Source organism: Desulfosporosinus youngiae DSM 17734 (assembly GCF_000244895.1).
GTDB classification, from domain to species: domain Bacteria; phylum Bacillota; class Desulfitobacteriia; order Desulfitobacteriales; family Desulfitobacteriaceae; genus Desulfosporosinus; species Desulfosporosinus youngiae.
Window position 1 is genome coordinate 970656 of the sequence record NZ_CM001441.1, and the last position, 25851, is coordinate 996506.

27 protein-coding genes are annotated in these 25851 nt (G+C 44.9%); 22 read left to right on the plus strand and 5 right to left on the minus strand.

The genetic code is table 11. From position 1 onward, the window contains the following. Window positions 1-33 precede the first annotated feature (33 nt). The 14 genes from spoIVB (at window position 34) to DESYODRAFT_RS04685 (ending at window position 13022) form a co-directional block, all read left to right on the plus strand. A complete protein-coding gene (gene spoIVB / locus DESYODRAFT_RS04625; RefSeq protein WP_042339331.1) occupies window positions 34-1284 on the plus strand; it encodes a SpoIVB peptidase in 1251 nt (416 codons plus the stop codon). 158 nt (window positions 1285-1442) lie between these two features. Beyond that, window positions 1443-2321 carry a sporulation transcription factor Spo0A gene (gene spo0A, locus DESYODRAFT_RS04630; protein WP_007780062.1) on the plus strand — a complete coding sequence of 293 codons (879 nt, stop codon included), beginning with the start codon at window positions 1443-1445 and terminating at the stop codon, window positions 2319-2321. Between the two features lie 170 nt (window positions 2322-2491). Further along, window positions 2492-3028, plus strand: a complete 537-nt coding sequence (locus DESYODRAFT_RS04635) for an NUDIX domain-containing protein (protein ID WP_007780065.1) — start codon at window positions 2492-2494, stop codon at window positions 3026-3028. After that, window positions 3025-4194 (plus strand): endonuclease Q family protein, encoded by a 1170-nt coding sequence (locus tag DESYODRAFT_RS04640; RefSeq protein ID WP_007780068.1) that lies wholly within the window; start codon window positions 3025-3027, stop codon window positions 4192-4194. The genes DESYODRAFT_RS04635 and DESYODRAFT_RS04640 overlap by 4 nt, the downstream gene beginning before the upstream one ends. 35 nt (window positions 4195-4229) lie before the next feature. Next, the gene (locus DESYODRAFT_RS04645; protein WP_007780071.1) at window positions 4230-4829 is read left to right on the plus strand and encodes a stage II sporulation protein M; all 600 of its coding nucleotides are present in this window, start codon (window positions 4230-4232) and stop codon (window positions 4827-4829) included. Window positions 4830-4912: 83 nt separating this feature from the next. Further along, entirely contained in the window at window positions 4913-5125 is a 213-nt protein-coding gene (locus tag DESYODRAFT_RS26955; RefSeq protein WP_083842132.1) for a hypothetical protein, read from the plus strand. A gap of 140 nt (window positions 5126-5265) precedes the next feature. Continuing rightward, the gene (gene ald / locus DESYODRAFT_RS04650) at window positions 5266-6381 is read left to right on the plus strand and encodes an alanine dehydrogenase (RefSeq protein WP_007780073.1); all 1116 of its coding nucleotides are present in this window, start codon (window positions 5266-5268) and stop codon (window positions 6379-6381) included. A gap of 186 nt (window positions 6382-6567) precedes the next feature. Next, window positions 6568-6774: a hypothetical protein gene (locus tag DESYODRAFT_RS04655; RefSeq protein WP_007780076.1), complete on the plus strand. Its 207-nt coding sequence runs from the start codon at window positions 6568-6570 to the stop codon at window positions 6772-6774. Between the two features lie 49 nt (window positions 6775-6823). After that, window positions 6824-7732: a site-specific tyrosine recombinase XerD gene (gene xerD, locus DESYODRAFT_RS04660; RefSeq protein ID WP_007780078.1), complete on the plus strand. Its 909-nt coding sequence runs from the start codon at window positions 6824-6826 to the stop codon at window positions 7730-7732. An 8-nt stretch (window positions 7733-7740) separates the two neighbouring features. Next, window positions 7741-8922: a phosphopentomutase gene (locus DESYODRAFT_RS04665; protein ID WP_042338222.1), complete on the plus strand. Its 1182-nt coding sequence runs from the start codon at window positions 7741-7743 to the stop codon at window positions 8920-8922. 1 nt (window position 8923) lies between these two features. Further along, window positions 8924-9754 (plus strand): purine-nucleoside phosphorylase, encoded by an 831-nt coding sequence (locus DESYODRAFT_RS04670; protein WP_007780083.1) that lies wholly within the window; start codon window positions 8924-8926, stop codon window positions 9752-9754. 51 nt (window positions 9755-9805) lie between these two features. Beyond that, window positions 9806-11107, plus strand: a complete 1302-nt coding sequence (locus DESYODRAFT_RS04675) for a pyrimidine-nucleoside phosphorylase (RefSeq protein WP_007780085.1) — start codon at window positions 9806-9808, stop codon at window positions 11105-11107. 98 nt (window positions 11108-11205) lie between these two features. Next, window positions 11206-11703: a CoA-binding protein gene (locus DESYODRAFT_RS04680; RefSeq protein ID WP_007780088.1), complete on the plus strand. Its 498-nt coding sequence runs from the start codon at window positions 11206-11208 to the stop codon at window positions 11701-11703. 170 nt (window positions 11704-11873) lie between these two features. Then, a complete protein-coding gene (locus tag DESYODRAFT_RS04685; protein ID WP_007780090.1) occupies window positions 11874-13022 on the plus strand; it encodes a D-alanyl-D-alanine carboxypeptidase family protein in 1149 nt (382 codons plus the stop codon). Here the strand turns inward: DESYODRAFT_RS04685 and sigF are convergent. The 3 genes from sigF to spoIIAA are packed head-to-tail and all read right to left on the minus strand — an operon-like array spanning window position 13019 to window position 14617. Next, window positions 13019-13822 (minus strand): RNA polymerase sporulation sigma factor SigF, encoded by an 804-nt coding sequence (sigF, locus tag DESYODRAFT_RS04690; RefSeq protein WP_007780092.1) that lies wholly within the window; start codon window positions 13820-13822, stop codon window positions 13019-13021. The genes DESYODRAFT_RS04685 and sigF overlap by 4 nt on opposite strands. Before the next feature lie 11 nt (window positions 13823-13833). Next, complete coding sequence (spoIIAB, locus tag DESYODRAFT_RS04695) at window positions 13834-14271, minus strand: anti-sigma F factor (RefSeq protein ID WP_007780095.1); 438 nt, start codon at window positions 14269-14271, stop codon at window positions 13834-13836. 1 nt (window position 14272) lies between these two features. Continuing rightward, window positions 14273-14617 carry an anti-sigma F factor antagonist gene (spoIIAA, locus tag DESYODRAFT_RS04700; protein WP_042339335.1) on the minus strand — a complete coding sequence of 115 codons (345 nt, stop codon included), beginning with the start codon at window positions 14615-14617 and terminating at the stop codon, window positions 14273-14275. Between the two features lie 193 nt (window positions 14618-14810). Between spoIIAA and spoVAC the strand changes: the two genes are divergently transcribed. The 8 genes from spoVAC (at window position 14811) to DESYODRAFT_RS04740 (ending at window position 23649) form a co-directional block, all read left to right on the plus strand. Continuing rightward, window positions 14811-15278: a stage V sporulation protein AC gene (spoVAC, locus tag DESYODRAFT_RS04705; protein WP_007780099.1), complete on the plus strand. Its 468-nt coding sequence runs from the start codon at window positions 14811-14813 to the stop codon at window positions 15276-15278. A gap of 44 nt (window positions 15279-15322) precedes the next feature. Next, window positions 15323-16330, plus strand: a complete 1008-nt coding sequence (gene spoVAD, locus DESYODRAFT_RS04710; RefSeq protein ID WP_007780102.1) for a stage V sporulation protein AD — start codon at window positions 15323-15325, stop codon at window positions 16328-16330. Window positions 16331-16348: 18 nt separating this feature from the next. Next, window positions 16349-16711 carry a stage V sporulation protein AE gene (gene spoVAE, locus DESYODRAFT_RS04715; protein WP_007780105.1) on the plus strand — a complete coding sequence of 121 codons (363 nt, stop codon included), beginning with the start codon at window positions 16349-16351 and terminating at the stop codon, window positions 16709-16711. A 60-nt stretch (window positions 16712-16771) separates the two neighbouring features. After that, window positions 16772-18250 carry a spore germination protein gene (locus DESYODRAFT_RS04720; protein ID WP_007780107.1) on the plus strand — a complete coding sequence of 493 codons (1479 nt, stop codon included), beginning with the start codon at window positions 16772-16774 and terminating at the stop codon, window positions 18248-18250. A 112-nt stretch (window positions 18251-18362) separates the two neighbouring features. Continuing rightward, entirely contained in the window at window positions 18363-19445 is a 1083-nt protein-coding gene (locus DESYODRAFT_RS04725) for an acyl-CoA dehydratase activase-related protein (RefSeq protein WP_007780108.1), read from the plus strand. Then, entirely contained in the window at window positions 19387-20532 is a 1146-nt protein-coding gene (locus tag DESYODRAFT_RS04730) for an acyl-CoA dehydratase activase-related protein (protein ID WP_007780111.1), read from the plus strand. Before DESYODRAFT_RS04725 ends, DESYODRAFT_RS04730 begins: the two co-directional genes overlap by 59 nt. Continuing rightward, a complete protein-coding gene (locus DESYODRAFT_RS04735; RefSeq protein ID WP_007780114.1) occupies window positions 20522-21556 on the plus strand; it encodes an acyl-CoA dehydratase activase in 1035 nt (344 codons plus the stop codon). The genes DESYODRAFT_RS04730 and DESYODRAFT_RS04735 overlap by 11 nt, the downstream gene beginning before the upstream one ends. 230 nt (window positions 21557-21786) lie before the next feature. Then, on the plus strand, window positions 21787-23649 hold the full coding sequence (locus DESYODRAFT_RS04740) for a heavy metal translocating P-type ATPase (protein ID WP_007780116.1): 1863 nt from the start codon (window positions 21787-21789) through the stop codon (window positions 23647-23649). 133 nt (window positions 23650-23782) lie between these two features. Here DESYODRAFT_RS04740 and lysA read toward each other — a convergent pair whose 3' ends face one another. Next, on the minus strand, window positions 23783-25117 hold the full coding sequence (gene lysA, locus DESYODRAFT_RS04745) for a diaminopimelate decarboxylase (protein ID WP_007780119.1): 1335 nt from the start codon (window positions 25115-25117) through the stop codon (window positions 23783-23785). A 135-nt stretch (window positions 25118-25252) separates the two neighbouring features. Beyond that, window positions 25253-25660: a hypothetical protein gene (locus tag DESYODRAFT_RS27915; RefSeq protein ID WP_157137110.1), complete on the minus strand. Its 408-nt coding sequence runs from the start codon at window positions 25658-25660 to the stop codon at window positions 25253-25255. Window positions 25661-25851 lie beyond the last annotated feature (191 nt).

The following is a 25851-nucleotide window of genomic DNA, read 5'->3' on the forward strand; positions in this document are numbered from 1 at the left end:
AATGGGGAGAATAGAGTGGAGGATGATAAGAGAGTGAAAAAAAGAAGTGTTCTATTAATCATCAGTCTCTTGTTCTGTACCTTCCTTCAACTATTAGTTGAATTGCCTCGGATTCACCAGATTCAAATCGGTCAAATGGAACCTGACCTAAAGGGTATCTGGTCCAGTATAATCAAGGTAGAAAAAATCTCTTCTAATCCGACAGTTTCAGTATCTTCAGGAATGTCTACTTCTCCAGTATCAGAGAAATTGGAAGTAGCCTACAAACTTTTTGGGATTTTCCCTTTGCGGTCAGCTGAGGTCGAAGTCATGAATCCCATCAAGTTAGTACCTGGCGGTCAATCGATTGGAGTAACATTACAAACTAAAGGTGTTATGGTTGTGGGGCAAGCTCCGGTCGTTGACAAAGATGGAAAGAGTTGTTTTCCCGCTAAGGAGGCCGGAATTCAGGTCGGAGATATACTATTGAAAATTGAAAACCAAGAAGTTAAAACAGATCAAGAAGTATCAAATGCCATCAATTTAGCTGGAAAAGAAAAAGGAACAGCGAAAGTTCTTTTCAAACATGAAGAACAAACTATTGAGAAAGTAGTACAGCCAATTTTTTGCAGTGAAACAGGAAGATATCGCATGGGTTTATTTGTTCGGGATGAAGCAGCAGGTGTCGGTACCTTGTCTTTCGTAGATCCAGTTTCAAAATTATACGGCGCGCTCGGGCATGTGATCACGGATGCAGATACCAACCAGAAAATTGAAGTTTATAATGGTAAAGTCATTGCCTCCACTATTTATGCTATTGAAAAAGGAAAACGCGGTCATCCAGGGGAAAAAATCGGTTCCTTTATCCCAAATTCTGTTTTCAGCGGAACGATTGAAAAGAACACGATAACAGGAATCTTTGGCCGGATGAGCGGGCAGATTGAGAATCCATACTTTAAGGAGGCAATACCGGTTGGATGGGAAACTGAGATTAAGGTGGGTCCGGCCAAAATCTATACGGTAATACAAGGAGAAAAGATTGAGGAGTTTGAGGTTAATATCGATAGAGTAATGCACAATCGAACCGACAGCAAAAATATGATTATTAGAGTGACTGATCCCAGGTTATTAGAAGCTACAGGCGGTATTATCCAGGGAATGAGCGGAAGCCCCATAGTACAAAATGGGAAACTGATAGGAGCGGTCACCCATGTTTTTGTGAATGATAGTCAACGGGGATATGGTGTCTTTATTCAAAACATGCTGAACGACAGCAATCAACTGACCAAAAAAGAAGCGGCTTAAAGTTTCTATCAAAATTTATCCTTGGAGCAGCCTGAAAATTGGCTGCTCTATTCTTTTTGAAATAAAAAGTACAAAATCTTGTTATTAAAAGAAGGAGTATTTAAACAATTGTCGAAAATATAAATTGAACGCGGTAGAAATGAGGGGGATCCTGGGAAATGCAAAGGCCTATACGTGTCTTATTAGCAGATGACAACCGAGAATTTGTCGAGGTTGTCAAAGAGTATATTGAGCGGCAGGAAGATATGAGCCTTGTTGGGGTAGCATATCATGGAAATGAGGCTCTGGATTTAATATCTCGGGAAGAACCTCATGTTGTGCTATTAGATATTATTATGCCTCATCTTGATGGCTTAGGTGTACTAGAAAAACTGCAAAACGCACCGCTTAGACCTAAAATTATCATTTTGACTGCCTTTGGACAGGAATCAATGACTCAACGTGCAGTAAGCCTTGGTGCAAATTACTACATCCTGAAACCGTTTGACCTTGATATTTTAGGTAAACGCATTCGCCAATTACAAGATGATTTTTCTAATAGTATTAATATAGCTTCTAACGTCCATACGGCGTCCAATAGAAATACTCTTTCAAATTCAAATGCGAATTTAACTAACAATGGGAATGCGGGTTCAAGTACTAGTTTGAATTCGCAAATTCCAAATAGCATCTTGCCGCCATCGTCTAAAAACCTTGAAGTAGAAGTTACAAGAATGATTCATCAGATGGGGGTACCCGCCCATGTCAAAGGGTATCAATATTTACGGGATGCTATCGTAAACGTAGTGACGGATGTATCCCTGCTTGGAGCAGTTACCAAAGAGTTGTATCCCATGATTGCTGCCAAATATCAGACCACTCCCAGTCGTGTTGAACGGGCTATTCGCCATGCCATTGAATTGGCCTGGGATCGCGGCAATGTCGATTTCATGAATCGCTTTTTTGGCTATACGATTAATGTGGATCGGGGTAAGCCCACGAATTCGGAGTTTGTGGCCATGGTGGCTGATAAACTGCGAATGTCGATCATGTATTAAAGTTAAACTACCGAAGGCTATAAGCATTGGTTAGATAGAGAAATTTGTTAATAACACCTTAATCATTACCCTTTCAGGGTTCTGTATAGGTGTTATTATTTTTTATTGAATCATATATCGAGCATGGGGTAAGATGATTAAAGAGGAATGTAAAGGAAAGAAGGAAGCTCATGGAAAAGCAAAACTTGCAAGAAGAACGCATTGATGGGGATGTGCTTTTTGAGGGACGAATGCTGCGTATCGAACGGGACACGGTTCGTTTGCCAAACGGGCATGAGTCCTCCCGAGAAGTTGTGAGGCATCCGGGTGCGGTCGGGATTATAGCTATACAGGATCAGCAGGTTCTCTTAGTCCGTCAATACCGCTATGCCATTGCTCAGGAAACCTTAGAAATCCCCGCAGGTAAACTTGATCCCCAGGAACCTCCCCTTGATTGTGCTGTACGGGAACTTCGCGAAGAGACAGGTTATCGGGGAACTATGGAACATATCGGCACTTTTTATACGACACCAGGTTTTTCAGATGAGGTGATGCATCTTTATCTGGCCCGGGATTTAGTCTGGGATCCGCTCACTCCCGATGAGGATGAATTTATCGGGGTTGAGAAAATTTCCTGGGATGAAGCTCTGCGTGGGGCACTGAAGAATAAGTATAATGATGCCAAAACAATCCTTGGTATTTTATTAGTACAGGGAAGAATTCGATGATCTTTGCAGATTTGCATATACATATCGGACAAAGCTTAGACGGGAAGTTTGTTAAGATTACTGGGGCCAAGACGTTAACCTTACCTAACATTTTTAAAGCTGCGAGGGATATAAAAGGACTTTCATTGGTTGGGATTGTTGATTCGCATTCGATCGGGGTTCAACAGGATTTCAAGGAGTTGCTTGCTTCGGGTCATCTGCGGACCTTATCTGCGGGAGGGTACTCTGCCGGCGGGTTAACAGTGATACCGGGACATGAAATAGAATTACAAGTCGGAGAAGGGAATGCTCACTTCTTAGCTTATTTTCCCTTTATCGAACAAGTGGAACAGTATGTACGGTTGATTAAACCTAGTATTAAGAACTGGCAGTTAAGTACTCAAAGGGGCTTTCTGCCTATCGATCTGTGGTTGGAGGCAGTCAGCAAAGCAGAGGGAATTTGGTTTCCGGCTCATGCCTTCACTCCCCATAAGGGGGTTTATGGAAACTGCTGCCGGAGATTGAGAGAGGTTCTGCCAGTCTTGCCTAAGGCCCTGGAAATTGGGCTAAGCGCAGATCGAGCCATGGCTGAGTGTATCAGTGAATTAGACTCTCTGGTGATGTTTAGCAATTCTGATGCCCACTCTTTGCCTAACATTGCCCGGGAGTATAACTCATTTGCTCATACAGACGCCACGTTTGCAGGACTATTAGATTTAATCCAAAGGAAAACCAAACAGGGTGTGCGAAACTACGGCTTGCCTCCCAGAATGGGTAAATATCATCGTACGTATTGTCTAAGCTGCGAAAGAGTTGTCCAAAGCAGCGCGCCACAATTGATGTGTCCAAAGTGTGGAAGCGGAAATGTTGTGATGGGTGTCTTAGATCGTTTAACTAGTATAGCTGATCGTCCTTTAGGGAAACACAAGGTTTCGAATTATGTCCATCAGGTACCGCTGCGACAGCTTCCCGGGATTGGGCCCAAAATGTATGAACGCCTCTTGCAGGCTTTTGGTACGGAAATGGCCATACTTCACCAGGTTGATGTGGAAGAGCTGCGGTGCATTGCCGGTGAAAAGGTTGCGGACTGGATTATCAAAGACCGTTGCGGAGAATTAATAATAGAAGCCGGCGGAGGAGGACTATTTGGCAGAGTTGTGGACATACTTTCTCACCCTGTGGAATAAAATTCCATAGAGGACTATGGGAAGGGGTGCGCAGGATGTGGAAACAACTTGGCGATCACATTCGTCAATATTGGGTTATTTATCTTACACTTTCAAGTGTTTATCTTGCCGGTGTCGTTTTTGGCGGGGTTGGGGTCAATGCTCTGGGGGTATCTGAAACCTCACAGCTAGGGAAGTTTTTAGATACACTTCTCAAAAGTCAGCCCACAAGCTTTGAACCGGCCTTTTTGGGACAACTTGCCAGGGATATGTTTATCATGATGGCCGGAATTTGGATTTTAGGTCTCACGATTATTGGAGCGCCCTTAATTTATTTAATCGTCTTTACAAGGGGATTTATTCTCGGCTTTACAATCAGCTTTATTATTGGAGCGAAAGGGACGCTGGGAATTGCTCTTGTATTAACAACGGTTTTTATACCTACGATGTTTGCTGTGCCCTTACTTCTCCTTGGAGCGGGACTAGCAACGATCTTTTCCTTTCTTTTACTTCGCGGAAAAGCCCGGGGAGAATCGCTGCGCAGAGAATTTCTTTATTATACTGCAGCAGCAGCGTTTGTTTCCGTTGGTGCAGTCGCAGTAGGTGTTGCACAAGGTTATTTTTCAATCCTTGGGCTGCGCCTATTTCACCTCTGAAAAGCTCCTCTACCCTAAAAAAGACCCTAAAGATCTGCAGAAGAGTCCCCAGGCCCGCAAGCAGGGCAGCTTCTCCCACAGGAGTGAACTCATCGCATGGAGAGGCGGTAAAAGCCCACAAGCCGGTGCGGGGAGACGGAGCCACGGGTTCACATCAGGTATTACCCGGAGGTTTGGCGGAGTCCCGCGCTGGTGAGTGGGCGAGCCTCGGAGTGCTGAGTGAACGGATGTGGGAGAAGCTGCCCGACCCGAGCGACCTATTTTCATCATCTAATGGTGCTGTCTCAGAGGCATGAACAGCCACTCAAGAGTTCATCAACATTCACTCCCAGCGGGCACCGAATTTAACTGAAGATTGCAAAGCTTGCTAACCGCACAATAATTGCATTATAATACAGCTATACATAAGCTAATGACTGAGATGGAGGTTTAATCAATGCTGATTGGAGTACCTAAAGAGATTAAAAATAATGAAAGTCGGGTGGCTATTACCCCAGCTGGTGTCCATGCTTTTACGCTGACGGGGCATCAAGTTCTTGTGGAAAAGTCTGCTGGCGAAGGCAGTGGCATCACCGATCAACAGTATATTGATGCTGGTGCTCAGATCGCTGATTTAGCCGAAGATGTTTGGCAAGCCGATATGATTATTAAGGTTAAAGAACCCATCCCCTCTGAATATGGATATTTTAAACCCGGACAAATTCTATATACTTATTTGCATCTGGCTAAAGAACCTGAATTAACAAAGGTACTTATGGAAAAACAAGTCGCGGCGATAGCTTATGAAACCATCCAATTGGATAATGGTTCATTGCCTTTACTTACTCCTATGAGCGAAGTGGCCGGACGCATGGCGATTCAAATCGGTGCTCAATTACTGGAAAAACCAAGCGGCGGAAAAGGAGTTCTGCTTGGGGGAGTTCCCGGCGTTACTCCTGCAAACGTAACCATTATTGGCGGCGGAATTGTAGGTACAAATGCGGCAAGAATGGCTGTCGGACTAGGGGCAGGAGTTACAATTGTGGAAAAAAGCACACAGCGTTTAAGAGAAATTGATGAAATGTTTAACGGCCGAGTGAGAACTCTGGCTTCAAATCCCTTTAATATAGCGAACAGTGTTGCTAAATCGGATTTATTGGTTGGGGCAGTGCTTATTCCCGGTGCCCGTGCGCCTCATCTGGTTACAGAGGAGATGGTGAAAGCCATGTCGCCCGGAAGTGTCCTTGTCGATGTTGCAATCGACCAAGGAGGCAGCATTGCAACCGTTGACCGGGTTACAACTCATGATGATCCTACCTATATCAAATATGGAGTGGTTCATTACTCAGTGGCCAATATTGCTGGTGCAGTTCCCCGAACCTCAACTTATGCCTTGACCAATGTAACCCTTGGTTATGCACTTGAAATTGTCAATAAAGGATTTTTCAAAGCGATTCAAGAAAATCGGTCACTGCGTAAAGGGGTAAATGTTATCAATGGCAAGTTAACCTATAAAGCAGTCGCAGAATCACTGAATATAATGTATACTCCGCTGGAAGAAGCTTTGCTCTAGACTCTGGAGCGCTCTTTGGCTAATGCTGAAAGGTAAATGTGTTTATCAAACGAGTGGAACCCAATCATTGGGCTTCACTCGTTTTTATTAATGGCCCGGGACCGACTAAAGATATTCGGTCCATTCTTTTTTCAAGGATAAGGACAATCAGGAAGTGCATAGGTTTTAAGGATAGGGGGGAGCGTGATGCTACCAACAAAACGCTGGAGGGATTTTTTTCTTTATCTTGGCAGGGTCTTTGTCCTTCTGATTTTACTGGCATTTCTTCTGCCAAAACTAGTAGCTATGTGTAATAGTTGGATGTCCACACTCTTACATAATGATCAAAAACCCCATGGTAACCCCTTACGTGTAGAGACGACCACTCAACCCAGGCAAATGGCTGAACAGTAAAGGAATATTCCCTTCCTATGTAGAAGATAGTAGAAAAGGGGGGGATGGCTTGACCTCCGAAGAAACGCTTTTGAAAAGATACATGACGTACTTGCATGTGGAGCGGGGGCTTTCAGAGAACACGAGGCAAGCGTATGAGCGTGATTTGCGCCAGCTGATAATTTACCTCAAGCAGCGGGGTACGGATGTCTCCCGCTGCGAGGGGAATGACTTGTTTTTATTTTTGCTGAAATTAAAAGAAAATGGCAAAGCACCTCGAACGATTGCACGATGTAATGCAACACTCCGAGGATTTTTCGCGTTTTTGCTGGATGAAGGGCTGCGGAACGATAATCCAAGTACTTATTTAGTGACTCCAAAGTTAAATCAGCCGCTTCCGAAGGTGTTGTCGGAAGGGACAATGGACAAACTATTGCAATCAGAGGAAGAAACGGTTTTAACTTTGAGAAATTTAGCTATGCTGGAAGTAATTTACAGCAGTGGACTTAGAGTTTCTGAACTGATTAGTTTACGGGTGTCGGATGTGTCATTGGATGTGGGTTATGTACGTTGTGTCGGGAAAGGGAGTAAGGAGCGGATTGTGCCGTTAGGTGAACCGGCGATCCGTAACTTGGAACGTTATTTAGATGGACCACGTGCGCATTTATGTGGTAAACAAACAAGCGATATCCTTTTTTTAAATAGCCATGGTCGTCCCTTGACCCGCCAAGGAGTTGTTCACATTCTTAATAAATGGGGAAAAGAACATCATCTTGAACAAAGGATTTCTCCGCACATGTTTCGGCATAGTTTCGCAACCCATCTCCTGGATCATGGAGCTGACCTGCGTTCTGTGCAGGAAATGCTGGGGCATGCGGACATTGCGACGACTCAAATTTATACTCATCTGACCCGGAAACGCTTGTTAGATGTCTTTCAGAAAGCCCATCCACGAGCGGATCATAAGATTAGGGAGTGAAGGAAGCTGTGCCGAGAAGAGTTATATTAATCGTTTTAGACAGTGTTGGAATCGGAGAACTGCCTGATGCAGGAGACTATGGGGACTCAGGAAGCTATACACTGGGCAACATTGCCCGGGAACGCGGCGGACTCAATTTACCTCATTTAGAGAAACTTGGACTAGGAAGAATAAATTCCATCATAGGGGTTCCGGCAGTTCCCGACCCTGAAGGCTGTTTCGGAAAAATGGCAGAACAATCATCAGGTAAGGATACAACCAGCGGACACTGGGAAATAGCCGGAGTGATCTTGGAGAGAGCCCTTCCGACCTTCCCCCATGGTTTTCCAAAGGAGTTTATTAAACGCTATGAGGAAGCGATCGGGAGAAAGGTGATTGGCAATGAAGTAGCCTCCGGAACGGAGATTATTCAGCGTCTTGGCGAAGAGCATGTGCGAACGGGAAGGCCCATTGTGTATACTTCGGCGGATTCAGTATTTCAAGTAGCAGCCCACGAAGAAATTATTCCGCTGCCGGAGCTGATGCGCATCTGTCAGACAGCACGTACTATGCTGACGGATGAACTTCAAGTTGGGCGCGTGATTGCCCGTCCCTTCCTTGGGGAAGTCGGACACTTCTATCGTACTTCCAATCGGCATGATTTTGCCCTGGAACCCCCTCATAAAATATTATTAGAATACATAGAGGAACGCGGACTGGAAGTCTGCGCAGTGGGTAAGATTAAGGATATCTATGCAGGCCGGGGTGTGACCCATCATGTGACTTCCAAGGGAAACATGGAGAGTGTTGATAAGACGCTGGATTATATGGAGAAACTTGAGAAGGGTCTGATTATGACCAATCTGGTTGATTTCGATATGCTTTATGGACATCGTAATGATGTGGAAGGGTATGCCCGGGCCCTTCAGGAGTTTGATGCCCGCTTACCGGAGATCTATGCAGCTCTGCGCTCAGAGGATATGCTGATTATTACAGCGGATCACGGGTGCGACCCAACCATGCCCAGTACGGATCACAGTAGGGAATATGTTCCGTTATTAGTTTACGGTCCGGGCTTGAAGAAGGGGGTTGACCTGGGTGTAAGATCAACCTTCGCAGATTTAGGAGCAACAGTGGCCGAATACCTGGAAACCGAACCGCTGAAAAATGGAATGAGCTTTTATGCATCAATATTTGAGGAGGATGATTAAAATGACTTCGGAAATAGAATATAATGCTAAACTGGACGAAGCACGTAGTTACATTATGGAGCAAGTCCCTTCCCTTCCCGAGCTCGGCATTATTTTAGGCTCAGGGTTAGGGGCGTTTGCAGATTTAGTAGAGAATAAAGTAACCATTGGTTACCAAGATATTCCCCATTTCCCGATTTCAACGGTCGAAGGGCATGCCGGGCAATTAGTTTTCGGCAAGGTAAAAGGCCGGTCCCTGGTGGTTATGCAGGGACGCTTTCACTACTATGAAGGGTATACAATGCAGGAAGTAACCTTTCCGATTCGGGTTATGCAGGTCTTAGGAGTAAAGGGTCTGATTGTAACAAATGCAGCCGGAGGAATAAATCCTGATTTTCAAGCAGGGGATTTAATACTTATCAAAGACCATCTCAACCTAATGGGGGAAAATCCTTTGCGCGGGCCGAATCTGGCAAAACTAGGTCCTCGTTTTCCGGACCTGAGTGAGGCCTATAATTCTGAGTGGCGTCAAAAGGCCTTAGCGCTCATGCCGGATTATGAAATTCGTCCCCAAGAAGGGGTTTATGCAGGGATGAGCGGTCCCAGCTATGAAACTCCGGCTGAAATTCGCTATTCTCGCTCGATTGGCGCGGATATGGTCGGCATGAGTACAGTTCCGGAAGTGATTGTTGCTAATCACGGAGGTATGAAGGTCTTAGGGATTTCGTGTGTAACTAATATGGCTGCTGGAATTTTGCCTCAAAAACTTAGCCATGGGGAAGTTATGGAGACGGCCGAACGGGTCGGGAAAAAATTTGTAAACTTTGTAGAGGGGCTGATGAAGGTACTTTAGGAGTATCTGCCGGAAATCGTTTAAGACTTATCGGGGAGGGAAAATGGCAGCTTGAGAGTTGTAGATATAATTCAGAAGAAAAAACGCGGTGAAGCTATAACTGAAAATGAAATTAACTTCATTGTGCAAGGATATGTAAATGAGGAAATTCCCGACTACCAGATGTCGGCGTTTTTGATGGCAGTTTACTTTAAGGGTATGAATAAAAAGGAAATTGCTGATCTTACGTTAGCCTTTGTAGAGTCTGGTGATAGGAACGATTTATCAGCTATCCATGGAGTTAAAGTTGACAAGCATTCTTCAGGAGGCGTAGGTGATAAGCTTAGTCTTGTAATCATTCCGCTTGTTGCATCTGTTGGAGTTCCGGTAGCAAAAATGTCGGGGAGAGGGCTTGGACATACCGGCGGAACCATCGACAAACTAGAAGCAATTGAAGGTTTTAAAACGGTGTTAGACAGGGAAACATTTATTAACAACGTTAATAACTATAAGATGGCAATAGTGGGACAGAGTGCTAATTTAACACCGGCAGATAAGAAAATATATGCACTCAGGGATGTGACTGCAACAGTGGACAGTATACCTCTAATTGCCAGCAGTATTATGAGCAAAAAGATTGCTTCCGGTGCCGACTGTATAGTGCTTGACGTTAAAGTTGGTTCAGGTGCATTTATGAAGTCAATTGATGAAGCCGTTGAACTGGCAAGGACTATGGTTGAGATAGGGAAGTCATTAAATAAAAAAACAATCGCCGTTGTAACGGATATGAATCAGCCACTCGGACATGAGGTTGGAAATGCCAATGAAGTTAAAGAGGCCATTGAAATACTGAAGGGAAACGGGTCAGAGGATGAGACCACAATAGCGTTAACTCTGGCATCATACATGACCGTGTTAGGAGGAGCTTTTAAAGACTTTGATACCGCTTATCAAGAGCTAAGACGAATCATAAAATCAGGTAAAGCTGTTGAAAAGTTTAAAGAGTTGTTGAGTATACAAGGCGGAAATCCGGAGGTTGTTAATGACCCAAACATTCTCCCGCAAAGTAAGTATCACATTGAAATTAAATCTTCAGAGAGTGGCTACGTTTCCGCTATTGATGCCGAAAGTATAGGAATTACCGCTATGCTGTTAGGAGCGGGCAGAGAAAAGAAAGACGATCCAATTGATTTTTCAGCAGGAGTTACAATGGTGAAAAAGGTTGGAGATAAAGTTAATCCAGGGGATGTTCTTTGTATCCTGCACACTAATCTTGAAGACCGCCAAAAAGCCGGTCAAATAGCAAAAGGGGCATATTCTTTCAGCCTTCAGAAACCGGAGCCCGGTAAGTACATTCATGAAGTGATACAATGAGTAAACATTGATCTATAAAACAGGGATCCTAGCTATGAATAATATCCTCCTCCTGACGTATGCATAGTATAAGTGCTACTGGGGAGGGGGATTTTAATATGGCGCGCGAGAAAACGATTTATCCTTTGGCAGAGGGGTTATCAACTCAGGATACATATGCGGTTTTGGGAAATGCTCAAAAATTTCAAAAGCATAAGCATGCCTGGAAGGCTTGGCGGGCATTGAAAGATTTTGGATGTGTTGTTTATCCCGTTGCGGAAGGTTTGGCACGCATAGACGGAAGCAAGGTTTATTCCAACTTAGCGGAGCTGACAGATAAGGTTTCGGTCGTCGTCCCGTGCCTGCTCCCGGAAAACCTTAAGTCGTTAGTACAGGATGCTGTTTTGGCAGGATGCGGTAAGATTTGGTTCCAGGAACAAACCTGGAGCCGGGAGCTCCAACAAGAGTGCGACAGCGCAGGGATCGAGGTAATTCGGGGGTGTGTGCTCAGACATAGAATCTATCCATCTAAAATAAGCCTTCGGTATCTCAGTCCCTGTTATTGGCATGGGCTGAGAGATGTGAAAGTACCGGTGAAGAAGTTCGGAAGGTATTAAGGATAAAAGTGTGACAAGGGGACGGGATTATTGAAAGTTAAGTTTCAATAACCCCGTCCCTTTGTCTGTGCTCAAAAAACGAAAGCTTTTGCTATTTCATAGCAGAATTCCAATATAATTTACGTTTTCGGGAATAATAAATTCACACCAATTATAAGGGGGGACAAAAGATGCGCAAAGTTTTAGCAATTGTTTTAGCCATAGGGATTGTTCTTGGGAACATAGGTTTGGCGAACGTAAAGCCGGTACAGGGAGTTGAGATTGAGACTGAAGCAACTAGTGCGATTTTGATGGATGCAGTTTCTGGTCGAATATTGTATGAAAAAGAATCACATAAGGAATTACCACCGGCCAGTGTCACTAAGATTATGACCTTATTGGTTGCTGCAGAGGCAATTGAGCAAGAAAAGGTGAAGCTGACAGACACTGTAACGGCCAGTGAAAATGCTTGTAAATTAGGCGGTTCTCAGATCTACCTTGAACCAGGAGAAACGTTTTCGTTAGAGCAGATGTTAATTGCTATAGCCGTTGGCTCGGCCAATGATGGCTGTGTGGCAGTAGCCGAACATATTAACGGTACCCATGAAGCCTTTGTAGAAGACATGAATCGCAAAGCTCAGGAATTGGGATTGAAAAACACGCATTTTGTTAATGCTTATGGGCTCCCTGCCGAAGGGCATTATACGAGCGCCTATGATTTAGCGATAATTGCTAAGGAAGTTCTTAAATATCCTCTGATCCGTAAGTTGACCAGCATTAAAGAATACGACTTACGGGAAGGGAAGTTTAAGCTTTACAATACAAACAAATTATTATGGTGGTACCCTGGAGCAGATGGTCTTAAAACCGGCTGGACGAATGAGGCTAAGTATTGCCTGGCTTCAACGGTTGAGAGAAACGGCTTGCGCTTGATTTGTGTCGTAATGGGTGTACCCCAAGTCAGAGGACATTTTGCCGAATCAATGAAAATCTACAACTACGGCTTTGCTAAATATGAATTTAAACAGTTTGCCCCTGCTGAAGAGAAACAAGGAGTCGTTAAAGTTACCAAAGGGGTAGAAGATGAAATAACTGCGGTTACGGAAACAGCTTTAGGAGCAACTGTGGAAAAAGGAAAAGATAAAAATTTCTGGGTCGAGACTAAGCTGAACCCAGAAATTAGTGCACCTATTGAGAAGGGTCAAAAGATAGGGGAAGTACTGCTTTATCAGAATGATCAGTTACAAGCGACCGTAAATTTAATAGCGGATCACGCGGTGGCAAGGGCAGGCTTAGTTGATCAATTGACACGGACCATGAAAGGTGTCTTCGGTTTCTAACCGTCGTCTTTTTCTAAGTTCGACCGGTCGTTGATCTCGGCTAATTGGCGGATTCTTAGGAGTGCTGCCCGTTCAATGCGAGAAATCTGAACTTGAGAGAGATTAAGCAGGCTGGCGATTTGGCTCTGGGTTTTGTCCTCAAAAAATCGCATCAGAAGGACACGTTTTTCTCTTTCAGGCAGCTTGTCCAAGACTTCGTTGAGGGCAATTTTTTCGAACCAACTGGAATCAGGCCCCTTTTCTTCAGAGAGTTGATCGAGAACGTAGATGGGATCCGAGTCGTCTTGATAAAGGGTATCGTAGATGGAAGTGGGGCTTTGGATAGCTTCAAGAGCCGCGACGATCTCATCCCGGTCAACTCCAATATTAGCTGCAATTTCCCCGATGGTTGCTTCTCTGCCTAAGGTGGCAGAGAGTTCATCCCGAGCGCGATTTACTTTATACACAAGTTCCTTATAGGAGCGGGGAACTTTAACAGGGTGATCATCCCGGAGAAAACGTCGTATTTCCCCAATAATCATGGGGACTGCATAGGTTGAAAACTTAACCCCATAGGAGAAGTCAAATTTGTCGATCGCTTTAATTAAACCGATCGTTCCAATCTGAAAGAGGTCCTCCATTTCATACCCTCGATGTGCAAAACGTTGAACTAAGTTAAAAATCAGCTTCAGGTTGCAATTAATCAGGCGTTCCCGGGCCTCAGTATCTCCTTCTTTGGCGGCATGAAGGTATTCCATCATCTCTTTATCCGAGAGCAACGGAAAGTGGGGTAAATTCATTTCTGATAGTCGTTGAATCATAATACGCCCCCCTAATGAGAGGAGATGGGTGTTTGCTTGAAGTGCTTCTTCATGGTTACCGTTGTTCCTTCTTCAAGTGCTGATTCTACTTGAAGCTCGTCCATGAAAGATTGCATGAAGACAAAGCCCAGGCCCATTCGCTCAGGATCCGTACTATAAGCAGGCTGCATGGCTTGCTCGACGTCGGAAATTCCACATCCTTCATCCTTTACAACGATTGTAAGGGTGTTATTGGTGATATCCAGATCAAGGTAAACAATGTTGTCAGGGACATTCTTGTATCCGTGGATGATGGAATTCGAAACTGCCTCAGAAACTGCGACCTTGAGTTCTTCGATATCATTAAGTGATAGATCCAGCTGCCCTCCGACAGAAGCAATGAGTAAACGGGCAATACTAACATTTTCGGCAATACTCGAAAACGAGAGGGTTATTTGGTTCGATTTCATATTAAGCTCCCCTTCCTTCCTCATAGGCGTGTGCTTCATCTACATAGAAGCTGATGATTTTAGGTAACCCGGACAGTTCCATAATCTTATAAATGTGAGGGGGTACATTCGTGATTTTAAGTTTCCCGCCCACGGGAAGTAGTTTCTTATACCTGCCCAGGATTACACCCAGTCCAGAACTGTCAACAAACCGAACACCTTGAAGATTAAGGATGACCGTACGTATCCCTCGTTTCTCAATCTCGCTATCAATGGCTTGTCGAAGAGCAGAAGCTGTATGCATATCCAGTTCGCCGTCTAAGCGTATAAGCAGGGTCAGGCGCTCTATTTTTTTTTCAAGGTTCAAGACCATTCCCCCTAACTTAATCGATACTAATGATTTCGCCTTAATCCATAATTTTCCTGCTGAGATTTTGAGAATTCCTTGGAAAGCTGTGTCGAAATAAGAAATCTGTAAAACCAACGTCATAAGTATAATTTCCCTGTTAATGCCAGATAATAGAATTTATATGCGGTTGAAATGAAAGGAGGAAGTTCAGATGCCTGACCAAACTCAGCAGAAGCCCTCGATCCCTGTAACTCCGGAAAATTATCAAACACTAACTCAACAATATACACCCAAGCCCACAATTGTCAAAAATGTTGTTCGAGCTTTTCTTGTAGGTGGTATTATTTGTACGATCGGGCAGCTTTTTATCAATTTATTTGTCATGCTTGGCTTGGCCCGCCTGGAAGCATCGACAGCGGCAACCGCAACGATGATTTTTATAGGGGCTTTATTAACAGGCTTAGGTATTTATGATGAAATAGGCAAATTTGCAGGTGCCGGTTCTATTGTCCCCGTAACAGGGTTCGCTAATTCTATTGTTGCTCCTGCAATGGAATTTAGACGTGAAGGATATGTAATGGGTGTTGGGGCAAAATTATTTACAGTTGCAGGGCCTGTTCTAGTGTATGGTATCGCCACCTCGATTGTCGTGGGTTTAGCTTATTTTCTTTTACACTAGCGAATATGGAACAATAACTCCAACTAATGAATGGAGGGTTACTAATGAACTCGAAACGTGTGGGAAATCAAACGGTGGTATTTGCTAACCCGCCTGTTATCCTATCCTCCTATTCCGTAGTAGGTCCCAAAGAAGGGCAAGGCCCTCTCGGAAAAACCTTCGGTAAAGTATGGGAAGATGGTTTAAATGGTGAAAAATCTTGGGAGGTTGCGGAAAGCAAAATGCTTCAAGAGGCGATGCAGGGGGCTATGGATCAAGCCTCTGTTCAAAAGGAGCAAATTGACTTTATGATGGCAGGAGATTTGCTAAATCAAATAATCTCATCAAATTTTGCAGCGCGCCAAATGGCGCTGCCTTTTATTGGGTTATATGGAGCCTGCTCTACAATGGCCTTAAGTATGGCGGTTGGGAGCATGTTAATTGACGGCGGATTTGCCCAAAATGTTTTAGTGGGGGTATCCAGCCACCACGATACAGCTGAGCGTCAATATCGGCTGCCAACTGAACAAGGTGCCCAAAGAGCTATGAGCGCACAGTGGACAGTGACAGGAGCAGGCAGTGTGCTTCTCAGCAGCAGCGGAGCGGGACCGCGAATCACCTCAGCAACGATTGGAAAAGTAATCGACTTTGCTGTGAAAGATGTGAATAATATGGGGGCGGCAATGGCACCGGCGGTAGCTGATACTATTCTGAATCATTGCCAGGATATGCAGCTCAAACCGGCAGACTACGATTTGATAGCCTCGGGTGATTTAGGAGCAATTGGGCTGGGCTTGGCCTGTGAACTCCTGAAGCAAAGCGGTATGGACACGGGCACCAGCTTCACTGATTGTGGGGTTATGATCTATGATGACAGCCAGGATTCTCATGCAGGAGCGAGTGGATGTGGCTGTTCGGCTGTTGTTTTTGCCGGGAATATTATGCAGAGGATTAAATCAGGGGAGTTAAAGAAAGCAATGCTCGTTGGCAGCGGCGCACTTCATAGTCCAACGTCTTGTCTGCAAGGGGAATCCATTCCTGGTATTGGACATGCTGTTGTTATTGAGGGGTGAAAGGAAGGAGCGTAACCTATGTTTGAGATGATTATTCCGGCTTTCATCGTTGGCGGAACAATTTGTGTAATTGGGCAGCTGCTTATGGACTTAACCAAGCCTTCATTTACACCTGCCCATGTGCTGGTTTCCTTTGTTTCCGGGGGAGCGATTCTAGGTGCATTGGGGATCTACGAGCCATTAGTTAAAATCGGAGGAGCTGGAGCATCAATTCCCTTATCCGGCTTTGGCTATTCTTTAGCAAAAGGGGCTATGGAGGCTGTAGAAAAGCGTGGAATTCTTGGCGCCTTTTCCGGAGGAGTTGAAGCAACTGCAGTAGGGATCGCAGCGGCTGTCTTTTTTGGGTACTTAATGTCAGTTGCCTTTAAACCAAAGGGATAGCTGCCAGTTCTGATGTTCGTACCACGAACATCGAACCACGAATAGGGGAGTTGCATAAATATGGATAATAATTCAAGCGAGAAGAACATTCCCGTCAGTAAGAATTATCAAGAAAACGTAGATTATCTCAATCGGGAATTGGGAGTACCTGATTGTTTTGATATTGTGCTTCGGGAAATGTCCATCGGCGGTAAGAAAGTGGCCATCTATTCGGTTAATGGTATGGTCAACACTCAGGTCGCCAGCTTAATTATCGATGCTTTAATCGACTTAGAACGCTCCGACCTTATTGTCAATGCCTTGGATAAACTAGTTAAGGGCCGGATTATTAATTTACAAGTATCCGAAGCCCCAACGATGGATAAAGTCTTATACTTCGTTTTGTCCGGCCCTATGGCAATCTTTGTTGAAGGGCAAGACAAAGCAATTATCGTGGATGCACGGTCCTATCCTGCCCGAACCCCCCAGGAACCAGATATTGAGCGTGTGACCCGGGGCAGCAGGGATGGATTTACAGAGACGCTGGTTATGAATACAGCTTTAGTGCGCAGACGTTTAAGAGATCCCAAACTGCGTATGAAGCTAGTTCAGGTGGGCGGGCGATCAAAGACGGATGTATGTATCGCCTATATTGAGGATATCACCAACTTGGATATGGTCAGGAAGATCGAAAATGATATTCAAGGCATAAAAATTGATGGAATCCCCATGGCTGAAAAAAGTGTCGAAGAGTTTATTTTAGGAAGTAAATTTTGGAATCCCTATCCTCGTGTTCGTTATACCGAACGCCCGGATGTGGCAGCCATTCATTTGCTTGAAGGGTATGTTGTTATCATAGTAGATACTTCTCCATCTGTCATGATTGCTCCGTCCACCTTCTGGAGTCATGTTCAACATGCGGAAGAATACAGGCAGGAACCGATTGTAGGCGCTTATCTGCGCTGGATACGCTTCTTAGGGATCTTTGCAGCGCTCTTTCTATTACCCCTTTGGCTGGGTGCGGCCCTAAATCCGCAGTTGCTTCCGGAATCACTTCGGTTCATTGGGGTTACGGAACCGGCAAAAGTCTCCTTACTGATACAAGTCATATTGGCTGAGCTTGGCGTAGATCTGCTGAGAATGGGTACAATTCATACTCCGGGTCCCCTGGGAACCGCTTTAGGTTTGATTGCTGCCTTTATGCTGGGAGATATTGCGGTGAAAGTGGGATTATTTACGCCTGAGGTTGTCATGTATATAGCTATCGCCGCGGTAGGAACATTCGCAACACCCAGCTATGAGTTAGGCTTGGCCAATCGTTTAGCACGGTTGTTCTTGATCATAATGACAGGACTGTTTAATTTTATTGGGTTTTGGATCGGGGTTGCAGCAGTTTTCTTTCTTTTATGGAGGACAAAATCCTTTGGTGTTCCTTATCTCTGGCCGCTCCTGCCCTTTGATGCCAAGGCAATGAAAGGGATTCTGGTTCGTTCGCCGGTTCCGGTTAAAAATCAACGCCCAAGTATTTTGAAACCGCAGGATAAAGATCGTCAACCGTAAGCGAGGTTCGAAGTTCGATGCACGAGGTTCGAATTTGGTACGCCTTACGTCTTAAAATGTCATTTTGCCAAAAACCTTACGAATTGAATGTATATGAAAGGATGCAAGTTTAGTGAGAATTGGGTTTCCACGTGCTCTATACTATTTTGATCACTTTCCTTTTTGGGCCGGCTTTTTTCATAGCCTGGATATCGAAGTAGTCACTTCGCCGCCCACACATCGTCAAATTATGGATCAGGGTCTAAAGAAAGCCAATGATGAAACGTGTTTACCTCTTAAACTTTTAGCAGGACATATTCAAGCCCTTAAGGATGTCGATTGGATTTTTCTGCCCCGTATTGTGAGTGTTGAGGCAAATACTTATACTTGCCCCAAATTTTTAGGTATTCCGGAAAGTCTGCTTCCTGCAGTACCCCAGGGAATGCCGGTTCTAACGGTTACGATGAACTGGAGAAAGGGTAAGCGTCAGGTACTTAAGGAACTGGACTTTCTGGGAGAGCAGCTGGGCAAAAGCAGGTCTGATATCCGCAAGGCCTTTAGCAAAGGTTTAGAGTGGCAGAAGAAGTATCAAGACTCTATGGGGGCAGGCTGGAATTTTGAGGAAAGTATCCTTGAGCTTAAACAAGCCGCCAAGAACTCAGCAGAAAGTACTAAAGTGCCCGCCCCAATCCTATGGAAAGAACGACCCACTCCTCAGTTTCCTGGCGATGCTCAAACGACAGATCGTTTGAGGATTGCTTTAGTCGGGCACTCCTATTTAACCCAGGAATCTTATGCCAACCTGAACCTTCTCAAACGACTTCGTGAGAAAGCGGACGTCGAATTAGTCCAAAATGTTCATCATGAAGAAGTCGAGAGTCATTTGCTGGGACTGCGGAAAAAGATCTTCTGGAGTCATTCCAAGCAAATCTTTGGTGCGGGCAATAAGTTTGCCGGAGATCAAAGGGTTGATGGGATTATTTATCTGACTTGTTTTGGATGTGGGACAGACTCAATGGTACAAGAGCTGGTATCACGCAAAGCTCGCGAACATCATAAACCTTATATGGTGGTTACCCTTGATGAACACAGTGGTGAGGCAGGCTTAGTCACTCGCCTGGAGGCCTTTTTAGATATGGTTGAAAGGAGGAAGGTTCATGAAGGTTACGTTTCCGCATATGGGGAACGCTTGGATCGTGATTCAAACGCTCTTTGAATCCCTTAATGTTGAGGTAGTGGTCCCTCCCTTCAACAGTAAAAAAACACTGAATTTAGGAACAAAATTATCACCGGAATCGGCATGCTTACCTTTAAAATTGAATCTTGGCAATTATTTAGAAGCAGCAAGTGCCGGGGCTGATACAATTGTTATCACCGGTGGAATCGGCCCCTGCCGGTTTGGCTACTATGGAGAAGTGGAACGCCAAATCCTTCGGGATGCCGGCTATAACTACGAAGTAGTGACACTTGAGCCGCCTGATGGAAGTTTAATAGGGTTGGGCAAACGTATTCGCTTTTTAGCCGGATCGAAGAACTCCTGGCCAAAGATTTTTAAGGCTATGCGGTTCGCCTATTTGAAAAGTGTTGCTTTAGATCGGATTGAAGATTTGATCCATGCAGCCCGTCCCAGACTTCCTGACCCTCTGCTTACAGAGAAATTATACGAGAAAGCCAGGGATCAGCTTGCTCAGACAATGACGGAAAAAGGGGTTAGGGATACCGTCCGCTGGGTCCAAGAGAGCATTCGTGAACGGCAAGAAGCATCATACAGCAATTCGGGAGGTCCGTATAAACCTTTGCGGATAGGGATTGTCGGTGAGATTTACACGATTCTTGATCCCTTTAGCTCCGTGGGCATTGAAGAAGAATTGGGACGCTTAGGAGTGGAAGTCGATCGTTCTATTTATTTATCAGGGTGGGTCGGGAGTCATATTTTCAGAGGGCTCGCACAGGGCTATCGATCTATCAGATCTTATTCCAGGCATGCCAAACCCTTTCTGCCGCATTTCGTAGGAGGGCATGGGCTGGAAACAGTTGGTGCTGCCGTAAAATTCGCGCGGGAAGGTTATGATGGAATCATTCAAGTATTCCCCTTGTCTTGCATGCCTGAAATTGTAGCATCCAGTGTTTTGCCCCAGGTTCAGGAAACTTATAAGATACCGATTATGACGCTGATCGTAGATGAGCATACTGGGCACGCAGGTATACAAACCCGCTTGGAAGCGTATGTTGACCTGCTCGAAAGGCCCCGCCTTCTAAGAGAAAGCGCCAGAACAAGAGAAGGAGTGTTAGGTGTTGGTTGATGATAAATACTTTCTTGGTGTTGACGTGGGGTCTGTCAGTACAAATATGGTCTTATTAGGACAGGACAATACCGTGAAAGAGGCACTTTATCTAAGAACACAAGGACGTCCTATGCATATTATTCAAGAGGGGATTAAACTCTTAAGGTCGAAAATAGGGAAGTCGGCTCAAATAATGGGGGTTGGAGCCACGGGTAGTGCCCGTCAGCTTGCGGCAACTTTATTAGGAGCGGATGTGGTGAAAAACGAGATCACTGCCCATGCTGTAGCAGCCTCAAGGGTTAATCCTGAAGTGCAGACCATCCTTGAAATTGGCGGACAGGATTCGAAGATTATTATTCTCAGAGACGGTGTTGTTTCTGATTTTGCCATGAACACCGTTTGTGCGGCCGGTACAGGGTCATTTCTTGATCAACAGGCCTCAAGATTGGGAATCAAGATTGAAGAGTTCGGTCCATTAGCCCTTGAAGCAAAAAATCCTGTGCGGATCGCCGGCAGGTGCTCTGTTTTTGCGGAATCCGATATGATACACAAGCAGCAGTTAGGACATTCATTACCGGATATTTTGGCAGGGCTATGTCAGGCCATGGTGCGCAACTACTTAAATAATGTGGGTAAAAACAAAGACATTCGAGGTCCCATCTTTTTTCAAGGGGGAGTGGCCGCTAACCCGGGTATATGTAAAGCTTTTGAAGACGAGTTGAGCCAGCCAATTATTGTACCTAAAAATTATGATGTTATGGGTGCTTTAGGGGCGGCTTACCTGGCCCAAGAGAAAGTAGCATCACGCCCGGATTGCCGGACCCAATTCCGCGGTTTAAACTTGGGTGAGACCCAATTCCAAGCGAAAAGCTTTGATTGCACAGGATGTGCCAATCGCTGTGAAGTTGTAGAGATCACTCAGGATGGAGAAAGCCTGGCCCGATGGGGGGATCGCTGCGGCAAATGGTCGGCTGTAGGGGTGGCCGGCATTGCCCCGGGTACAAGTGAGGTAAACTTAAAGGAAGAACAACAGGGAGCTTAGCAATAATTAATAGTTTAGCTGCAGTCTCATTAGCTTGGTTCAAATCCTAAGTAGAACGTGAAGAAATCATGTGACAGAGTCCAATAAAAAGGGGCTCTGTTTTTTTTATGGGCAACTGACCTTTCAATGTTCTTCTCATTACACACCATTTTTTAGTTTGATTATTGACAGGGTATACCCATAGGGGTATAATCTACCCATACCCCTATGGGTAGAAAGGATGGTGTAATTTGGTACAATTATTTAAAGATGAGGAGAAACGAACAATTTTATTCCTTGTGATATCCTTGGTCTCAGTCATTGTCAGCTTCTTTAATATCGGGAATTTACCTATTAACCCTGCATGGGTGGCAATTTTACTTTGCGGCATACCCATTATCAAGGGGGCTATTGTCGGTCTTGTTACCGAATTTGATATCAAAGCAGATGTGTTGGTATCTATCGCCTTAATCGCATCGGTTATAATCGGTGAAATCTTTGCCGCCGGCGAAATAGCCTTTATCATGGCACTCGGCGCGTATTTAGAAGAACGCACTGTAGCGAAAGCCCGTGCAGGTATTGAAAAGCTGGTCCATCTCACCCCGACGACAGCAAGAGTTATCAGGAATGGAGAAGAAAGCATTGTCCCTGCCGAACAGATTAAGGTCGGCGATATCCTGCGTGTGCTCGCGGGAGAAACCATTGCCGTGGACGGTATCATAGTAAGCGGTCAAACCTCTGTCAATCAGGCGGTGATGACCGGAGAGTCCCTGCCGGTTGACAAGAATGCTGGAGATGAGGTTTCCAGCGGTACGGTGAATCAGTTCGGAACCTTTGAAATGGAAGCTACAAGGGTTGGCGAGGACAGTTCTTTGCAAAGAATGATCAGGCTCGTCCAGTCGGCCGATGCCAGCAAAGCAAAAATCGTTGGAATTGCGGACAGATGGGCTACCTGGATCGTTGTAATCGCGCTTATTTCCGCTGTCGCCACATGGCTTATTACAGGTGAAATTATACGTGCCGTGACGATATTGGTTGTGTTCTGCCCCTGTGCGTTGGTGTTGGCAACGCCTACGGCTATTATGGCCGGTATCGGCAATGCCACAAAGTTTGGCATCCTGATCCGTGAGGGCGACGCCCTGGAAAGGCTTTCTGAGGTCAAGTGTATTGCCCTTGACAAAACCGGCACGCTTACTTACGGAAATCCCGCTGTTGCGGCCGTCGAGAGCTTTGATTCCGGCCTGTCCGGTGAAGCATTGTTATCCCTGACAGCCTCCGCGGAGTTACGTTCCGAGCATCCTTTGGGAAAAGCAATTGTCGCCCATTATAAGGCTTCTTCAAGCGCATCCTTGCAGGAACCCAGTGATTTTCAAATGCTGGCTGGGCGCGGTGTTTCCGCAGTTGTAGAAAGCCGCGGCGTGCTGGCGGGCAATATGGAAATGCTGCGCGACAATTCTATCCCGCTGCCCCAAGCTATAATAAATAAAGCTGATCAATACAGAAATGACGGCTGTACCGTCATCTATATTTCTGCGGACGGCCATGCGGTGGGCTTCATTGCTTTGTCGGACACCTTAAGGGCGGATACCGTCGATATGATAAAAGGCGTTGAGAAAATCGGCGTGAAAAGTGTGCTGCTCACAGGTGACAATTGCCACGCAGCTTCCCATATCGCAAGGATTGCAGGCATCAGTGGTGTCCATAGCGATTGCCTGCCTGAAGATAAGATGGCTGTCATCGAGCAATATCAAAGTCGTGGTGATAGGGTCTGCATGGTAGGCGACGGTATAAACGACGCACCCGCCCTGAAAAAAGCGTATGTCGGCATAGCGATGGGGGGTGTTGGCAGCGACATTGCCGTAGATGCTGCCGATATTGTCCTGGTTGGTGATGATATTAAGTACATTCCCCATCTGTTGGCCTTGTCTAAAAAAACCATGAATACCATTAAATTAAATATGGCACTTTCCATGGTTCTGAACTTTGCCGCTATTCTTCTTGCCATAACAGGGATTCTCAATCCTGTTATGGGTGCGCTGGTGCATAATGTTGGTTCGGTCGCAGTGATTATAAACTCATCCCTGTTATTAAAATGGAAGGAGACTAAAAAATGAAATCATTGATATTTCATCGCAGGAGGTACATATTACCTGATAAAAGAAAAGGACGATAAAGAATCCGTTAAAATATACGGAACATTTATCGCCATTGGTGCGGTGATAACAATTGCATTGGTTATAAAAATATTTATTTACTGGCTATTTGCCTATGGTTTAACCGTTCAGGTAAAACATCATTACGCAACAAGTCCGAATGGGTTTCACGTTTGACGATTACATCCGCGTGGCCGTCCTTAACCAGGACAACTCCCGGTCGTGGAAGCCGATTGTAGTTTGATGACATGGAATAATTGTAAGCTCCCGTCGATAAAACCGCCAGTAAGTCCCCTGGCTTTACTTTCGGCAAATTAATATCCCAAATTAACATATCTCCGGACTCACAACATTTACCAGTAATCGAAACGGATTCTTTTACTTCCTCATTTAAACGGTTTGCCACAACCGCTTCATAACGAGCCTGATAAAGGGAAGGCCGGGGATTATCTGCCATACCTCCATCAATTGCGACATATTTGCGAATCCCGGGTATTTCTTTAATTGAACCAATCGAATATAGAGTTGTTCCGGCAGTTCCTACGATCGAACGCCCTGGCTCAATAATAATTTTAGGCCACGGAAAACTATGCCTTTGACAGGCTTCGTCTAATGCGTTCCGGACTGTTTTAGCATAATCCGAAATTTTAGCGGGTTCATCGCCAGAGGCATAATATATTCCGAATCCGCCGCCAAGATTCAATTCCTGCAAACGATAATCTGTACGTACTTGGGAATCAGCCATATATTTGACCATGATTTCAACTTCATGGCGAAAAGAATCCAATTCAAAGATTTGTGATCCGATGTGAGCATGAAGCCCCTTGAGCATGAGGTTGGAGGAAGATAACGCTAAGTCAATTGCTTGGTCCGCAGTACCGTTTGATAATGTAAAACCAAATTTAGAATCAATCTGGCCGGTCTGAATATACTCATGTGTATGTGCTTCAATCCCTGGGGTTATACGAAGAAGAATGTTTATTTGTTGATTTCTCTCTCTGGCTAAATCATTTAGTAAGCTCATCTCGTAGAAATTATCAACAACAATTCGCCCCACTTCAGCGTTCAAAGCCATCGACAATTCTTCCCGTGATTTATTATTGCCATGAAAATAAATATTCTTCGGCGTAAACTCTGCTTGAAGAGCCGTATAGAGTTCCCCCCCTGAGACAACATCTAAACCCAATCCTTCTTCTTCAATAATCCGACACATAGCCAAGGTCAAAAATGCTTTAGACGCATAAACAACCTCAGTGTTTTCCATACCCTTAACAAATGAACTATGGTATTGCCTGCAAATCTCCCGGATATGGGCTTCATCCATGATATATAAAGGAGTGCCAAATTGACTTGCCAGTTCTACTGTATCACATCCGCCTATTTCCAAGTGACCCTGCTGATTCATGACTTGAGTTCCGTGCAGCCTCAAAATTTATCCTCCTTTTTCTTAAAATAGACTCCCGGTATTTGATGAACTACTAAAAACCCATTATTACGCCGCATTATAAAGTGTATCAAGATTTTATCATCGAAACAACTGTAACGTCGTTACTCCGTCCCTTCTTCACAGAATCGCGGACCTCGCTTTCAGCGGCCGAACAATGACCAGGTCGAGGGCTACCAAGACAAGGGTTGCGATGAGGACAATGACTAAGCCTTTAGAAGAAACAGTTGGCGGATAAGAATAGGCCGGAACAGAATAAGGAGAGAACTGAAGAGGTGCAGGACTCGGGAATCTTGAGGAAGTAGGATAGTAAGGATAAGATTGTGGTGAATAAGGTAAGTTGGAGGGAACGATGTAAGGTGATTGGCGGGCATAGAGGGATGGAGCAGGAAGATTGGCATTGATTGCCGGCGGAGCGGCGGGTCGTTGAGCGGGATAATAGGTGGGAGCAGAGCGTGTGGTGTATTGATGGAAGAGGCATGAATTCTTTAGACCCGGTGTATAGTAGCGGGAGTATCCATGATTCAATGCGGGTCTCCCCTTTCTGGAGTTCAGCTTTAACAAAATACTTGGATAAGCTCTAGGACCAAGAATCTTTGTTGGTATTATATGTAAATTAATGTTGTAATGCTACTTTTTTAATCCTTAGATGAGTGAGGTTACTAAATACTGTTTAAGAAAGAGAAAAGTCTTCACAAGGCTTTTTTTCTTTATTTTTC

What these genes read in the sequence shown, in the direction of transcription:
- spo0A (WP_007780062.1), top strand. Translation starts at nt 1,443, where the DNA reads ATGCAAAGGCCTATACGTGTCTTATTAGCAGATGACAACCGAGAATTT.
- DESYODRAFT_RS04635 (WP_007780065.1), top strand. Translation starts at nt 2,492, where the DNA reads ATGGAAAAGCAAAACTTGCAAGAAGAACGCATTGATGGGGATGTGCTT.
- DESYODRAFT_RS04640 (WP_007780068.1), top strand. Translation starts at nt 3,025, where the DNA reads ATGATCTTTGCAGATTTGCATATACATATCGGACAAAGCTTAGACGGG.
- DESYODRAFT_RS04645 (WP_007780071.1), top strand. Translation starts at nt 4,230, where the DNA reads ATGTGGAAACAACTTGGCGATCACATTCGTCAATATTGGGTTATTTAT.
- ald (WP_007780073.1), top strand. Translation starts at nt 5,266, where the DNA reads ATGCTGATTGGAGTACCTAAAGAGATTAAAAATAATGAAAGTCGGGTG.
- DESYODRAFT_RS04655 (WP_007780076.1), top strand. Translation starts at nt 6,568, where the DNA reads ATGCTACCAACAAAACGCTGGAGGGATTTTTTTCTTTATCTTGGCAGG.
- DESYODRAFT_RS04670 (WP_007780083.1), top strand. Translation starts at nt 8,924, where the DNA reads ATGACTTCGGAAATAGAATATAATGCTAAACTGGACGAAGCACGTAGT.
- DESYODRAFT_RS04680 (WP_007780088.1), top strand. Translation starts at nt 11,206, where the DNA reads ATGGCGCGCGAGAAAACGATTTATCCTTTGGCAGAGGGGTTATCAACT.
- DESYODRAFT_RS04685 (WP_007780090.1), top strand. Translation starts at nt 11,874, where the DNA reads ATGCGCAAAGTTTTAGCAATTGTTTTAGCCATAGGGATTGTTCTTGGG.
- sigF (WP_007780092.1), bottom strand. Translation starts at nt 13,822, where the DNA reads ATGATTCAACGACTATCAGAAATGAATTTACCCCACTTTCCGTTGCTC.
- spoIIAB (WP_007780095.1), bottom strand. Translation starts at nt 14,271, where the DNA reads ATGAAATCGAACCAAATAACCCTCTCGTTTTCGAGTATTGCCGAAAAT.
- spoVAC (WP_007780099.1), top strand. Translation starts at nt 14,811, where the DNA reads ATGCCTGACCAAACTCAGCAGAAGCCCTCGATCCCTGTAACTCCGGAA.
- spoVAD (WP_007780102.1), top strand. Translation starts at nt 15,323, where the DNA reads ATGAACTCGAAACGTGTGGGAAATCAAACGGTGGTATTTGCTAACCCG.
- spoVAE (WP_007780105.1), top strand. Translation starts at nt 16,349, where the DNA reads ATGTTTGAGATGATTATTCCGGCTTTCATCGTTGGCGGAACAATTTGT.
- DESYODRAFT_RS04720 (WP_007780107.1), top strand. Translation starts at nt 16,772, where the DNA reads ATGGATAATAATTCAAGCGAGAAGAACATTCCCGTCAGTAAGAATTAT.
- DESYODRAFT_RS04730 (WP_007780111.1), top strand. Translation starts at nt 19,387, where the DNA reads ATGAAGGTTACGTTTCCGCATATGGGGAACGCTTGGATCGTGATTCAA.